Annotated in this window: 11 protein-coding genes; 5 read left to right on the top strand and 6 right to left on the bottom strand. The window is 63.9% G+C overall.

Annotated features, from left to right (window positions below; all coding sequences use genetic code 11):
- Positions 1-55 precede the first annotated feature (55 nt).
- The gene (locus ACZ1JS_RS00825) at positions 56-274 is read left to right on the top strand and encodes a hypothetical protein (RefSeq protein ID WP_345879017.1); all 219 of its coding nucleotides are present in this window, start codon (positions 56-58) and stop codon (positions 272-274) included.
- A gap of 234 nt (positions 275-508) precedes the next feature.
- Entirely contained in the window at positions 509-4,237 is a 3,729-nt protein-coding gene (locus tag ACZ1JS_RS00820) for a Calx-beta domain-containing protein (RefSeq protein WP_465167280.1), read from the top strand.
- A gap of 549 nt (positions 4,238-4,786) precedes the next feature.
- Here ACZ1JS_RS00820 and ACZ1JS_RS00815 read toward each other — a convergent pair.
- Positions 4,787-5,593 (bottom strand): hypothetical protein, encoded by an 807-nt coding sequence (locus tag ACZ1JS_RS00815; RefSeq protein WP_465167279.1) that lies wholly within the window; start codon positions 5,591-5,593, stop codon positions 4,787-4,789.
- A gap of 710 nt (positions 5,594-6,303) precedes the next feature.
- Here ACZ1JS_RS00815 and ACZ1JS_RS00810 point away from each other — a divergent pair.
- The 3 genes from ACZ1JS_RS00810 (at position 6,304) to ACZ1JS_RS00800 (ending at position 10,161) form a co-directional block, all read left to right on the top strand.
- On the top strand, positions 6,304-6,741 hold the full coding sequence (locus ACZ1JS_RS00810; protein WP_465167278.1) for a hypothetical protein: 438 nt from the start codon (positions 6,304-6,306) through the stop codon (positions 6,739-6,741).
- Between the two features lie 2 nt (positions 6,742-6,743).
- Entirely contained in the window at positions 6,744-8,717 is a 1,974-nt protein-coding gene (locus tag ACZ1JS_RS00805) for a M10 family metallopeptidase C-terminal domain-containing protein (protein ID WP_465167277.1), read from the top strand.
- 133 nt (positions 8,718-8,850) lie between these two features.
- Positions 8,851-10,161: a hypothetical protein gene (locus tag ACZ1JS_RS00800; protein ID WP_465167276.1), complete on the top strand. Its 1,311-nt coding sequence runs from the start codon at positions 8,851-8,853 to the stop codon at positions 10,159-10,161.
- A 4-nt stretch (positions 10,162-10,165) separates the two neighbouring features.
- On the opposite strand, the gene ACZ1JS_RS00795 is transcribed toward ACZ1JS_RS00800, so the two are convergent.
- The 5 genes from ACZ1JS_RS00795 to ACZ1JS_RS00775 form a co-directional block, all read right to left on the bottom strand.
- Entirely contained in the window at positions 10,166-10,618 is a 453-nt protein-coding gene (locus ACZ1JS_RS00795; protein ID WP_465167275.1) for a PilZ domain-containing protein, read from the bottom strand.
- Positions 10,619-10,765: 147 nt separating this feature from the next.
- Positions 10,766-11,389: an acyltransferase gene (locus ACZ1JS_RS00790; RefSeq protein WP_465167274.1), complete on the bottom strand. Its 624-nt coding sequence runs from the start codon at positions 11,387-11,389 to the stop codon at positions 10,766-10,768.
- Positions 11,390-11,437: 48 nt separating this feature from the next.
- Positions 11,438-12,826: an exopolysaccharide biosynthesis polyprenyl glycosylphosphotransferase gene (locus tag ACZ1JS_RS00785; RefSeq protein ID WP_465167273.1), complete on the bottom strand. Its 1,389-nt coding sequence runs from the start codon at positions 12,824-12,826 to the stop codon at positions 11,438-11,440.
- Between the two features lie 162 nt (positions 12,827-12,988).
- Positions 12,989-14,107, bottom strand: coding sequence for a glycosyltransferase family 4 protein (locus ACZ1JS_RS00780; protein WP_465167272.1), 1,119 nt, complete (start codon positions 14,105-14,107; stop codon positions 12,989-12,991).
- Positions 14,104-15,174 (bottom strand): cellulase family glycosylhydrolase, encoded by a 1,071-nt coding sequence (locus ACZ1JS_RS00775; RefSeq protein ID WP_465167271.1) that lies wholly within the window; start codon positions 15,172-15,174, stop codon positions 14,104-14,106. The genes ACZ1JS_RS00780 and ACZ1JS_RS00775 overlap by 4 nt, the downstream gene beginning before the upstream one ends.

Raw genomic sequence — 15,174 nt, 5'->3', positions numbered from 1 at the left:
ACATCCTTTCTTCATCTTTACAGGCTATCGATGGGGAATCGGTGGGAGGTAAGCCATGCATCTCGATAATCTTTGCGCCATCATTGCCGAAGTCGAACTGATGGGCGGCGACCCGGTCAGCGAAATCCTCGCGCCCAGCGAAGTTCGCGCCATCGCCGAAGCGGTCCTTGCGCTCGGCGCGGTCGCTCCGGCACATGGCGAGGCGGCGACGCCCGCAGCGAAGCTGTGGATGCAGACGATTCCGCCATTCATGCACGACTGTTTCAGCGCGTAACCGCGGCGACCGGGATCGGCCCGGCGTTATGAGGATGGACGAAAGTCGACCGGCTGCGCGAAGGCGTATCCGGTCGTCTGCGTTTCGGGCTGTCGCACCGGACACCGATCGGACCGGCCGGCATCATGGTACGGCACCGACCGATGGGCGATCATCCGATATGGTTACGGGAAATTAATATAGCTGTCATGTAACCACCCTAGCCGGCGATCAAACCGGATAAGGGGAAATAGCGTGGCAGTTGCTGGGGATATCGCGTTGATCGGCTATGGTGCCGATACCGGGGTAAAGTCGTTCGCGTTCGTATTGCTGGCCGATCTGGCCGGGCAGACCATCTATTTCACCGATAATGGCTGGCTGGCGGCGGGCGGGTTCCGCGCCAATGAAGGCACCGTCGCCTACACCATCCCCGCCGACGCCAAGATCGGGACGGTGTTCGAGGTCAGCGGCCTGACCGGACAGTTCAATCCGTCGACCAGCGGCGACCAGATCCTCGCCTATAGCGGCACCGCCGCCAACCCGACCTTCCTGTTCGCGCTCAACTTCGCCGACGGCAAGACCGCGTTCGCAGGCGACGCGACCAATTCGAACACCAGTGCGGTGCCGACCGGCCTGACCGCGGGCAAGGATGCGCTGGCCTTTGGCGAGGATAACGGCGCCTATACCGGCCCGACAACCGGCACCCGCGCCGAGATCCTCGACGCGATCGCCAACCGGGCGAACTGGACCAACGACGATGCGGCCGGCGTCGCCTATGCGAAGGGCTTCACCGTCGGTGGCGGCGGCGACAATGCCGGTGCGTTCAGCGTCGGTGACGTGACGATCGACGAAGGCGATGCCGGCACCACCGACCTGACCTTCACCATCACCCGCGACGGCGGTAGCACCGGCGACGCGACCGTCGATTTCGCCGCGACCTTCGGCACCGCCGATGCCGACGACATCGTCGGCACGCTGCCCAGCGGCACGCTGACCTTTGCCGCGGGCGAGACCGCCAAGACGGTGACGATCACCGTGGCCGGCGATACCGTGCGCGAAGCGGACGAGACGATCGCGCTGACGCTGACCAACGCCACCGGCGGCGCGACCATCGCGGCGGCGGAAGCCACGGGTACGATCCTGAACGACGACGGCACCCCGCCATCGGTGTCGATCGGCGACGTTTCGGTGGTCGAAGGCGATTCGGGCCAGACGCTGGCGACCTTCACCATCACCCGTACCGGCGGCAGCGATGCCTTCTCGGTCGCCTATGAAACGATGAGCAACACCGCCACCGCCGGCAGCGATTTCGTCGGCGCCAGCGGCCGGGTGGAATTCGCCGCCGGCCAGGAAACGGCGACGGTCTCGATCGCGGTCAACGGCGATACCGTCCGCGAGGGCAACGAGAAATTCTACGTCGCGCTGTCCGACGCCACCAACGGCGCGACGCTGACCGATTCGCTGGGCGAGGCGACCATCGTCAACGACGACCTGTACCGCATCCACGACGTGCAGGGCGCCGCCTTCTTCAGCCCGGTACTGGCGGCCGATAACGTCAGCGGTTTCAATATCCGCTCGACCACCACCGTGACCGTGCAGGCGGTGGTCACCGCACTCGACGGCAGCGGCGCACGCCAGGGCTTCTACCTGACCGAGGAAACCGCCGACTGGGATTCGAGCGCGCTGACCTCCGAAGGAATCTTCGTGATGACCCGCGACGATCGCAACGCCGGCACGACGCTGGCGGCGCTCGCCCCGAACCTGCGCGTCGGCGACCTGGTGACCGTCACCGCGCAGGTGATGGAATATCAGGCGTTCACCAACATACCGCGCACCGTGCTGACCGGCGTCAGCGGCATCACCATCGATGCGAGCAACCAGGACCTGCCGACGCTGATCCTCGACGGCACGCCCGGTCGTGCCATTCCCAGCGCGATCCTGACCGACGAAGTGCCCAATTATTTCGATTCCGTCGGTGGCGCGGGCTTCGACCCGGCCAATGACGCGCTCGACTTCTTCGAGACGATCGAAGGGATGCGGGTCATCGTGCCCGACATGGTCGTCGCCGACGGTTTCGTCGGCGTGTCGGGCGGCAAGCCGTACGTGAAAGCCTATTCGACGGTTCACGCCGATGCCGACCAGATCAACAGCCGTGGCGGCTATACCATCGCTGGCGACCCCAGCCTGTCGCCGCCCGACACCAGCGACACGCGTGACGATGTCCACTCGGGCGGTCGCTATATCCATGACGGCGACACCAATCCCGACATTCTCGAACTCGACTTCACCGATTTCGCGACCGCGGCCCCGGCAGGACTGATCGATTCGGCTTCAGCCGGCGACAAGCTGGGCGACGTGACCGGCATCGTCGAATTCGATTTCACCGACCTGAAGCTGGTCGTGACCGATCCGGTGACGATTGAGGAGGACACGACCCCGGTGCGCGAGGTGACGACCATCGTCGCCAATTCGCGTGCGCTGACCATCGGCACGTTCAACGTCGAGAATTTGGCGGCGACCGATCCGGCGGCCCGCTTCACCGCGATCGCCGATGCCATCGCCGTCAATCTGAAGGCGCCCGATATCCTGACGATCGAGGAGATTCAGGACAATAACGGCGCAGCGGCAGGCGACGGCGCGTCGTCGACCGGCACCGATGCGTCGCTGACGTGGCAGAAGCTGGTCGATGCGGTCAACGCCGCCACCGGGCAGCGTTACCAGTGGGTCGATGAACTGCCGGTCTACAATGCCGAGGGCGGGCAGCAGAGTGGCAACATCCGCGTCGGCTTCCTCTACAACACCAACCGCGTGCAGCTCGGCGACCTCGCCGCCGATGCCACGATCGAACAGCGCCGCGCCTTTACCGACCGGATCGGCGACGGCGTGCGCGACGCCGGCGACCGAATTGGCCATGACGACAGCGAGATCGCCGGCCAGATCAACGCCGCCGATTGGAACAATACCCGCAAGTCGCTGCTCGGCGAGTTCAGCTTTGCCGGCAACAGCGTCTATGTCGCCGCCAACCATCTGCCGTCGAAGGGGGGGTCGGGCAGCTTCTGGCAGCTCGACCAGAATATCGACAACGGCCAGCCGCTCAATAACGGCTGGGCGAAGCGCAACGCGATCGCCGAAGACGTGTGGCACATGCTCGACACGATCCAGTCGGCATCGTCCGACAACCGCATCGTCGCGGGTGGTGACTGGAACGAATTCTATTTCAACCGGGCGATGGAAGCGGCCACCGGCTATGTCGACGCGAACGGCGATGCCCGCGACGGCGGTGCGCGGTTCGACAATCTGACCGTGACGAAACTGTCCGAGGCCGAACGCTATACCTATATGTTCGACGGACGGTCGCAGGCGATCGACCATGTCATCGTCGATCAGCAACTGGGCGCGGTCGCCAGCTATGACGTCGTCCACATCAACACCGGCTATAACACGCAGGGCGGCACCAATCCGGCGCTGTCGGACCATGATCCCGCGCTCGCACAATTCAACTTCCGCGATTTCGGCGAACGGCTGCGCGGCACCACCGCCATCGACCGGATCGAAGGTCTCGGCGGCAACGACCGGATCGAGGGGCTGGCCGGCAACGACCAGTTGTTCGGCGGCGACGGCAACGACCTGTTGATCGGCGGCGCGGGCAGCGACACCCTGTGGGGTGGCGCGGGCAGCGACGTCTTCTTCTACGACGCGACGGGTGCGGGCGGAAAGGACCGGATCAAGGATTTCTCGGCCGAGGATTTCCTGGTCACCACCGTCCGCCTCCGCGACAATAACAAGAACGGTCTGATCGGCGCCGGCTCCAACAAGGTCTTCGACCTGTCGGGTGGCGGTTCGATCGCGATCGAGGCGATTGACGGATCGAGCGTGCGGAAGATCGAATATGACGGCATGCTGATGAAGAACGGCGTCGCCTATTACATCTACAGCATGATCGGCTCGGCGACCGATCCGGAGGGCGCGCTCGCGCTGCTGTAACCGGCCTTCGTCGACGATCGAGGGGGTGGGACCAGATTGCCGGTTCCGCCCCCTTTTTTTCGTGTCCCGAGCATGACGACATGGAGCCTGCCCCGTTCGTCCTGAATGGTCCTTTGGCCTGCCCGGCTGCGGCAATCGCGCAGGACAGGCATTGAGATTGTCGAAATGCCGGATCGACGGACCGTCTCAGGCAGGTATGTCGATACGGGTCTTCGACGAGTTCCCCCCCTTTCCGACACGGACGGCGCTACCCGCCGTCATTCACCGCGACGGTAGTTTGGTCGCTACGCCATTCGCGTCGGTGCTGCCGCTCCGACAGATGCTCGCTGCGTCCAGCCCAGGCGTTGCCAGCTACGGTCTGATATGCCTGGGCATCGAACCGACGGCGTTTGACGACGTCGGAATGATCGACCGGCAAACCGGCCAGCCGCCGCCGCCGCAAAGGTCGGCCAACGCCCGATCGCTTGGAACGAGACACAAAAAAAGAGGCGCCGGCTTTCGCCAGCGCCTCCCGTTCCGATCGCGGTGAACGCGACCGTTTGCCGTTGCTTAGAGCGGCGGGGTCGAAGCGTCGGGCGCTTCGTAGATGTAGTAGGTCACGCCGTTGATGACTTCCGACCCGGTGTACTTGATCTTCTGCAGATCCGGGGTCACGAAATCGAGCTGACCGCCCGGGCCGACCTTCGGATCGGTCGACAGCGGACCGGCCGCACCCGACACGTCGAGGACGAGGTTCTTGCCGAGACCGACGACGTCGTTCTGGGTGTTGTCGAACAGCTTCGAGGTGGTGACGATCTTGTCGCCGGCTTCGAAGTTCTTCAGCGTGTCGCTGCCCAGGTTCAGACCGAGCGCGTTGTCGATCAGCAGGGTCTTGTTACCACCGGCGAAATCGATCGTGTCGTTGCCGACGGTGCCTTCCATGACGTTGGCACGGCCGCCGAACTCGGAAATCCACAGATTCTTCAGCGTCGCCGAGTTGGCATAGACGTGCAGGTCGGTCGAAGCACCCTTGCTGCCCAGATAGCGCAGTTCGGTGACCGGACCGTTTTCGCCGGTGACCTGGATCTGGTCGTTGCCGGCCTTCTTGCGGCTGGTGCGGTCGATGTCGAGTTCGCCGTTCGCGCCGAACTGGATGAAGCCGTCGCCGTTACCGTCGTAGATCTTCTTGTAGTTCAGGATCGAGTCGTTGCTGCTGAAGCCGGTCAGCGTGTCGTCGCCGGCATTGCCTTCGTTGAACACGAACGCGGTCGACGCGGTGCTGGCGTCATAGACGTCCGAGGTGTTGTTCAGGGCGATGTCAACGCGCGAAGCGGTGGTGATCAGGTTGCTGTTATCGCGAAAACCTTGCTCGGCCATGGTCATTCCTTCCTAGAATATTGAAAACGTTCCGTCAGCACGCCCGCCGTTCCAGGCGCACTATGCTTAAAGCGGCGTTTACGGATGATTTCTTGGTCCGTCAAGGATTTCCCAACTAGCGGCCATGAACAGACGTCCAGCTTTTCCAGCTATAGGACAGGCGTTAACCGTCAAAACCCGTTGACCGTAGTGGAACAAACGCGTTGCCGATTTTTTTCTACCATAGATGAAGTATTTGCGGAGCGCGCACGGCGAAGCGCCCCTGGCAAGCGACGATCGGAGGATCGGGCGCATGCAAGAGCGGATTAATATTATACCGTTACTTTAGAATCGGAGCGCAAGTCCGCGACTGGACGCATGGCCAGACCAAGCTTCGCGAGAAGCCTGCCACGATGTCGCGCAGATTTTGATCGATGGCGGGCGGTTCCGCCCCCGCCCCCGGCTTCAGCAGCGTGCTACGCAGTTCCGCCAGCTAATCCTTTCGGACGTCAAATCCCCCCGCTCCCCTTCGTTCGCATCTACGACAAACACGCATCGATGCAAGTTGGTTTGCGGCAGTGCGACATGAATAATGTGCCTTCATTCCCGCTTCGGGACAGTCTGTGCCATTTTCGCCACGGTTGCGGCAGGTTAGTTAAAATTCGGTAATATTTTCTGGCGCTTTTCCTAGACGCGCGCATCATCGGTACAGTTGTTCAGGGAGCATAGCGTTGCCCGATCTGCCCAATGCCGTGCCGCCTGCCCTGACCAGCTTCGCTGTCGCTATGTCGCAACGCACGATCGCCGCGCCCTTGTGGCGCGGAGTTCGCTCGGTCGGGCTGACCTGCATCGCCGCGACGCCCGATCAATGCGCGACGCTGATCGCGATCGCGCAGAAGGGCGCGCCGGTGCCGGTCGACGGCTTCGACGCCGCCGATCGGGCACGGGTCCAGATCATCGCCGATCTGACGCCGGTCGATGGCCGACCGGCGATCGCACTATCCGCACGACCATCGATCGTGATGGACGATGCGCAGGGGGAATGGATCGGTCCGGCGACAATCGCCGGCAAGGGGGAGGATTTCGAGACCCTTGCCGAACGCGCGCTGGACCGGGCGCTGCCATGGCGCGGCGCACGACCGAATAACCGACTTACAGGGGAGAATTGATTATGGAACTTGGCACTTTGGTACCCGGCACGCCGGTGGAACGCGATTGGCCGCTGGGCGGCGCCGACGACATCGTCGAATCGCTCTCGCTCGATCCGTTCGCCGGGCAAACCTATGCGAACAAGCCGATCGCTACGGCGACCCAAGCCGGCAATATCCTGACGCGTTCGGGTTATAGCTGGAATATCAACAACTATGGCGAACTGAACGACGGCGTCCTGAACTTCGGCTTCTGGGACAGCTATGCCGAGCTGGCCAACAGCTATTACGTCAACGCGACCGGCACCATCGCCCTCGACGAAGCTTTTTATGCAGACGCCTTTTCGGCATTCAACGCCGACCAGCGGATGATGGCCCGCGCCGGGATCGCATTGTGGGACGACCTGATCGCCATCACGTTCAAGGAAACCAAGTCGTACAATGCCGACATCACCTTCGGCAACACCAACACCGGCGGGGCACAGGCCTATGCCTATCTGCCGTTCGGTAACATCTATGACGATTCGGCTTTCGCCAAATTCTACGATCTCGAGGATTACGGCCGGCTGAGCGGCGACGTGTGGATCGACGGCTTCGTCAGTTCCAACTTCTTCCCGGTGCGCGACAGCTTCTACGCCAAGACGACGATCGTCCACGAACTGGGCCACTCGCTGGGTCTCAGCCATCCGGGCGATTACGACGCGCTGGACGACGATGACGGCGACGGCGTTCCCGATCCGATCACCTATGCCAACGACGCCGCCTATGCGCAGGATTCGGCGCAATATTCGATCATGAGCTATTTCGACGCGTACGAAACCGGCGCGCAGCATATCGACTGGGCCAATCTGCGCTTCGGCTATGCATCGACGCCGATGGTGCATGACATCGTCGCGATCCAGAAACTTTATGGCGCCGACAAGACGACCCGCACCGGCGACACCGTCTACGGCTTCAATTCGACCGCCAACCGCGCCGAACTGGACTTTACCAAGAATGCCGCGCCGATCGTCGCCATCTATGACGCCGGCGGCAACGACACGCTTGATTTCTCGGGCTGGAACACCCCGTCGGTGATCGACCTCAATGCCGGCGCCTTCTCGTCGGGCGGCGGGATCGAGGCGTTCCTGACGCTCGAACAGGTCAACGCCAACCGCGCGGCGCAGGGGCTTGCCCCACGCAGCCAGGCGACGTTCGACGCCTATACCGCACTGCGCGAGGAACTGGGGCTGACCAACGGGCTGTATAAGGACAATATCTCGATCGCGTACGGCGTCACGATCGAGAATGCGGTCGGTGGCGGCGGCAACGACCGGTTGATCGGCAACCAGGTCGCCAACAAGCTGACCGGCGGTGCGGGGCGCGACATCTTCGAACTGCGGACCTCCGGCGTTTCGGGTGTCGATACCGTCACCGATTGGCAGCGCGGCGACGTGCTGGCGGTCGACCGGGCGATCCGCGACAATAATAACGACGGCATCATCACCTGGCGTGGCAGCACGGTGGCGCTCGACACCAGCGATGGCGATGCGGTCGTGCTGGCCGGCGCGAACGGTGCCGGCGGGCTGCGGCTGCTCGGCAATATCGACGGGGTCTTCTATTATGGCGACGCTCGCGTCCGCCCGGTCGCCGGCCGCAACCAGCAGGTCGCCGAAAGCGGCTTCAGCAACGACGTGCTCAAATCGTCGAGCAACAGCAAGATCAGCGACATCTTCTTCTTCGATACCGCCAATCCCGTCGCGGGCCTCGGCAATGATTCGCTGACCTTCACCGCGCGCGACCTGATCGTCACCACCACGGCACTGTTCGATGGCAATGACGACGGCATCATCCGGTTCAACGACGGCGTCCTCGACCTGTCGGGTGCGGGCGGTACCGTCACCATCACCGGTACGCGCGCGCTCGAGCTAGACGGGATGATCGAACAGAACGGCATGCGCTTCTATATCTACAGCGCGGTCGGATCGAGCGTCGGGCTCGGCAGCGTCGACGTATAACAAAACGCGAGAGGCACGGTGCGTCGAACGGACGGATCGTGCCTCTCCCCCTTCGCAAAGCCGCCAAGGCTCTGCTATTGGCGGGGCTTCGCTGGAAGGGAATGATCGCCGTGACGTTTGGCCGTAGAGCGTGATGAACCGCGTCGCACTTCAGGCCGGCACCAGCCGCGACTCGGTGGCGCTGCGCTGGGCGATGACGCTGCTGCCGCCGATCGCAATCTCCTATAACGGCATCTTCGCCGCCGCTGCCGCCGCCGGCGCGCCGATGAACAACGTGATCGTCATCGCCGCCGAACTCACGATCATCCTCGGTGCGATGGGCATGTCCTTCCTTCGCGACGGCATCCGCCGCGAGGATGTGGCGCCGTTGCTGCTCGTCGCCGGCATCGTGGCGGTTGCGGTGATCGGATCGCTGGTGTTCGAACGGCCGATGATCGAAGGGGTGCGCAACGCACTCATCATCGCCGCCTTCACCATCCTCGGCATACGCTGCGACGAACGGATGGTGCGCATCGCCTTCGCGGTCAGCTGCGTCATCGCGCTTGGCGTGTTGTTGCTCGAGATCAGCAGCGTCGACACCTATGCCTCGATCTTCCAGCCGGCCAACTATCTGATCAAGACGCGGGGCTTCGTCGCCAAGGACTTCATGGACGAAAACTCGCTGGCGATCGGGACGATTTCGTACAGCGGGCGCTTCACCTTCGGCCTGTATGACGGGCCGCGCACCTCGTCGATCTTCCTCGAACAGGTCAGCATCAACTGCTTCTCGATCGTCATCATGGTGTATCTGTGTACCCTGTGGCAGCGGCTGAGCATCGCCGAGCGCATACTGGCGCTGGCCACCGTGTTCCTGATCGTCGTCACCAACAATGCGCGCATGTCGTCGCTGCTCGCGCCGCTCTTCCTGATCGGCTATTTCCTGTTCCCGCGCCTGCCGCGCTATTGGCAGGGGCTGGTCCCGGTCGTGTCGCTGGGCGCGACCTTCCTGCTGTTCGCCTTCATCCCGTGGCGGACGGGCGACGATCCGGTCGGGCGGCTCGGCACGACCTATCGCTATCTGACCGAATATGATGCCGGCGACTATCTGTTCGGCGTCCCCGCGCTCATCTCGCGCACCGGCGATACCGGCTATGGCTTCGTGATCGCATCGATGGGACTGGCCGGCGCGTTCGTCTATTGGGCCTATTTCATCATCGTCGTGCCGCAGAATTCGGACACGCCGCGCCGGGCGGCATGGGCCGCCGCGCTGTACGTCTATGTCTGGCTGTTGGTCGGCGGCACCGGCACCTTCTCGATGAAGTCGGCACCCTTGCTATGGCTGCTGCTCGGCTATTGCCGGGCGACCTATATGCCGGCGCGCGAAGATTCGGCGCGCCGGCAGGCCGAAGCCCATCGCCTGACGCCGCGCGAGCGCATGGCGCGACGACAGGCGGCCGCCGGCTGACCGGTCAGTGTGCGCGGAACAGGTGGACCGCCGCTAGGATCGCAAGCCACGGCGTCACCGCATAGACGGCCATCGTCAGCAATCGCAGACGCGGGGACCATTTGAACGGCTGCACGGCGGGCATGACGTCGAAGCTGACGACGTTGCCGCGCGTCGCATCCGACACGGCGCCCGATCGCAGCGTGGTGATGAATTCGCAGCCATATTGGGTGCCCTCGCCCCACACCACCGTCGCCTCGACCGTACCGACCCCGGCAAGGCCAAGCAGCACCGACTCGCCGACGGCAAGTGGGTGCCCGGTGCGGATCCGGCAACCATGCCGAGTCAGGTCGAGCAGCGCGCTATGCACCGGCGGCCGTCCCGACACGCGCAACACGCACGCGCGACCGACCGAAACACGATCATCTTCGCGACGACCGACAAGCTCTTCTTCAATTATGCGTGCCTGAAGACTCATGGCATCCTCCATCTGGCTCCACACCAGATAGCGGATCAGGTCTTACCAAAGCTTTTCTGCAGCCGTGGGAATGATGGTTACTAAAGGATAGTTGGTAAACGCACGGTAAATGATTGCGCCTTTATTGTTCACCAAATATCGCAATCATCAGATCGACCAGGTTACCGCGCGAATATCGCGTGCAGGACTGCCGGCGACCAGCATGCCGGGGGCGACGTCGCGCACCACGATCGATCCGGCCGCGATCACCGCGCCCGATCCGATCGTCACGCCCTTCAGGATCATCGCCCCCATGCCGATCCATACATCGTCGCCGATCACCACCGGCGCAGTCCGCGCCCGCGCGCCGGTCAGGTCGTGATGATCGGTGTCCATGATGACCGTCCGCGCGGCGATCGCGACGCGGTGGCCGATCGTCACCGCCTGGTGACAGTCGATGCGGACATCGTCGGCCAGATAGCCGCTGCCCAGCGTCAGCCGCCCGCCCTTGCTCACGCGGATTTCGACGCCGCGATGCAGAGCGAAGATACCGTCGACACACATCGCGCCGCCCGGCCGCACCGCGACCTCGGTCCCGCGCGATACCTGCCCCGGCCAGCATTTGCCGATCGCAAGCCGCCCCTTGCCGCTGAGCGGCCCGGCGATCGACAGGCGCGCCCGGCGATACAGGATGACGCGAAACGGCGCCCGGAGATTGGCGATCAGCGTTGCCAGCGGCCGCAGCCGCAATAGCAGCCGCAGCACCGGTTTCGCGCGTGAAACTAGATCCAAATCAATTCCTTCGTCGATCGCCGACGAACGAATTTCTGTCGAATTGGTTCAATAGGTATTTTTGTGAACGACGACCTTTACCGTCATCGCCAGGATGGTGACGTCGCGCCAGAACGACCAGTTGGCGGCATATTCCAGATCGGCCTGCAACCGGCGGGTCAGGTCCTCGACATGGTTGGTCGCGCCGCGATAGCCGCGCACCTGCGCCAGACCGGTAATACCCGGCTTGAGCGCGTGCCGGTGCCAGTATCGCGTGTCGACGTCCCAGAACAGGTGATTGCCCGCCAGCGATCCCAGCGCGTGCGGGCGCGGCCCGACGATGCTCATCTGGCCGAAGAACACGTTCAGCAACTGCGGCAATTCGTCGATGCTGGTGCGGCGGATGAAATAGCCGACGCGGGTGATGCGGTCGTCGTCGCGGCTGGTCGAGACATTGCCGTCGGCATCGCATTTCTCGACGCGCATGCTGCGGAACTTGAGGATGTCGAAGAACTCGTTGCCCCGCCCGACACGCCGCTGGCGGAACAGCACCGGCCCCGGACTGTCGAGCTTGATCAGCAACGCCGTCAGCAACAATGCCGGGGCCAGCGCGATCAGCGCCGGCACGCACACTGCAAGGTCAAACGCCCGCTTTGCAAAGGCATCGCGCAGCGACAGCGGCCCGACCGATACGGTCAGCGTCGGGCGGTCGCCGATCTGCGACACACCGAGCGCGCCGAAATGGGCGATGGTGTCGACGACCACGTCTCCGCGAACATTTGCCCCCTTCAGCAACATCGCCCAGTCCTGGCAGCGCGCTTCGGAACAGGCGACCACCACGCGTTCGCATTCGCGGATCAGCGAGCCGAAGGCGTTGAGCATCGCCGGATCGCGCAGGTCGGGGACGAGGCCGAGATCGCTGGCGCGAACCACGCGGAACCCCGGCGGCGGCGCCATGTCGGCACCGTCGAGGATCAGCATCTGCACCAGCAACCGGTCGCGCAGCTTCGATTCGACATAGATGGCGACGATCTGCCGGAACACGACCAGCGTCAGCGTGCCGACGACCATCGCGATGCCGATCAGCAGGCGCGACAGATCGCGCTCCAGCTTCAGGAAATAGGACAGCAGGAACAGCACGCCATAGGTGAACAGCAGCGCCCGGACGGCAGGCGCGGTGTCCACCGACACATCCTGCGTCGACCGTAGCGAGAAGGCGCCGGAATTGAACGCGATGCCGGTATAGACGATCGCGGTCACCGTCAGCAGCTCGAACAGCTTGAAGTCGGACTTCAGCAAATGGCTCGGCAGCAGGAAACCGAACGCGATTGCGGTAATGTCGAGGGCGAGCAACGTGGCATAGAGCCGCAGGCGCAGCGCATGCGGGGTCAGCCAGAAGCGCGAACTTCTGGCCGCGCCAGCAATATCCGTTCCGGAATCGGCTGGTATTCCTGTCACCCTGATCCCCGATGTCCGTTATATGCCGGTAACGGCTATAGTTGGTCTTGGTCTTAAAGCCCGTACGTGCGCCGCGCGTCCATGGATCAGTTGCGCTTGCGGCGCAAGTCCGGGGCGATGCGACCGTTCAGGCGGCGATACGGTAAAAGCGTTACCACATCTTTACTTCGCTGCAGCGCGATACAAGTCATAAAATGCATCGACATGCCCACGCCAGCCGAAGCGCGCGTCGAGCAGGCTATCCAGCGCCGCTGAATCGGGTCGTGCGACCGTCGGCCAATCGCGCGCGAACGCCGCGCCCGATGCCGGATCGGTGAAATCGACGATGCGGCCGAACCCCATCGTCTCGATCGTCCGTTCGAAGGCGGGAATGGCGTTCAACACCGGATAGAGATGCGCCGACGCCCCCTCGATCGCCGCCAGACCGAAGCCCTCGTAACTCGATGCCGACACATAGACCGACGAGCGCCGGACGATATCGGCGATCTCGGAGTCGCTCGGCGTCACCACCACTTCGACCGCGTCGGCAATGCCGGCGTCGGCGGCACGGTCGCGCAATTCGCCAGGCTCCACGCCCATCGGCTTGCCGGCGATCACCAGCCGCCACGCCGGATCGACCGACCGTGCCTGCGCGAACCATGGCAACAGGTCGAACAGGCCCTTGTTCGGCGCCAGCCGACCGAAATACAGCATCGTGCGCGCCGACGGATCGGCCAGCCCACGAAACTTGTCGAGGCTGACGCCATTTTCGATCAGCCGCAAATTGCGCGGACGGATCTGTCGGAACCGGTCATAATCCTGCTGGCTCGACGCCCCGGTCCCGGCATAGGCGCGCATCGCGGTGCGGGTGACCGTCGCGAAATAGCGCAGCTTCATCTTGCCGGCGAACTGGGTGTGGAAGAATCCGCCATGCGTCGACAGCACCAGCGTGCGGCCGTGGATCGGCTTGGTCAGCGCGAGATAATCGAACAGGAAATCGACGCCATGGACATGGACGATGTCCGCACCGTTCAGGTGGCGCAGCACGCCGGGCGCGACCGGATAGCGTTTCGACCCCTTCCACCCCACGCGGCGGATCTCGATCCCGTCGATCGCATCGTGGTGCGGCAGTTTCGTCGCGCTATCTTCGTCGAAGATGGTGTCGAGCGTCACCACCCGCACGCCATGTCCGTCGCGCTGCTGATAACGCGCCAGTTGCAGCACGCATTCCTCCATGCCGCCGATCCCCGGATGGAATTGGCGAACGACATGCACGATCGACAACGGCCGGTCGGCGCTCATCGGCGCGACTCCGCCGGGCCCGTACGGGGATCGGGGCCGGCAATGGGTCCGGGGCTGGTCGAAAGGGTCGGATTCAGCATCCGTTGATACTCCGATGGAGGACAGGTGAACCGAACGCCCTTGGGACATTCGATCTTGAACAGATAGCGGTCGGGCCACATCCGGCCCCCACCCCACCAGGTGACGCCGAGCAGCACGTCGCTATTGGCGCGCAGTTGCGCGACGGCATCGGCGCCCACCGCCATGCAGCCCGGCGGGATCGCCGCATAGCTGCCGAACGCCGATTCGGTGATGTACCCGCGCAGACCGCGCCGCCGCAGTTGTCGGGCGAACCGGTCGAACCCGCTGTCGGTGCGCGGCTCGCCCTTGTCGTTGGTGCAGTCGCGCTTGGTCCCCGAATTGTCCGAATCGAAATAGCGATGGCCGTTCAGGAAGGTGCGGTCGATCGGATCGAGCGGCCCCGGCGTCCGGTCGAGCGCGCAGCCGGCGCTTTGGCACGCGCCCTCTGCCGCCTCATGCTTGTCGAAGCGCTGGATGCCCGACCAGCCGGGCCATTGCAGCAGGATCGGATGACGGATGCCGGCCCGACGCAGCCCGGCGATCACCGCCTTGGCCTCGCTCGCCCACTGCATCCACTCGACATTGCCCGGTTCGTTGACCAAGTCGATCATCACCGAGCCGTCATCGGGAAATTGTCGCGCCAGATCGGTCCAGAAGGCGATCTGCTCGCTCACCGGGTTCCAGCGCGAATTATGGTTGTCGAGGATCAGCGGGACGCCGCGCGAGCGGGTGAAGGCGGCGATGGCCTTCAGTTCGTCGACCCGGTCGGCGGTCATCCGGCTGGGTCGGAACGGATAGCGGATCAGGCCGAAGCGCAGGCGATCGACGGCGTTGCGGACATCCGCCAGCGTCGGGCGCGGGGCGTCATTCTCGCGGCCCTCGGCCCCCGACAGGTTGACGCCGAACTTCGGCGGCGGGGCTGGCCGCCGCGGCGGGTCCTTCGGTTCGGCGTCGCTTTGCCCGCTGCAGCCGGCGACCAGCAGCATCGCGGCCAGCAGCCATGGCAC

The organism is Sphingomonas sp. BL-S-05 (assembly GCF_055521695.1).
Note: the sequence above shows the minus strand (reverse complement) of the source record. Positions and strands in the feature narration are given on the sequence as shown.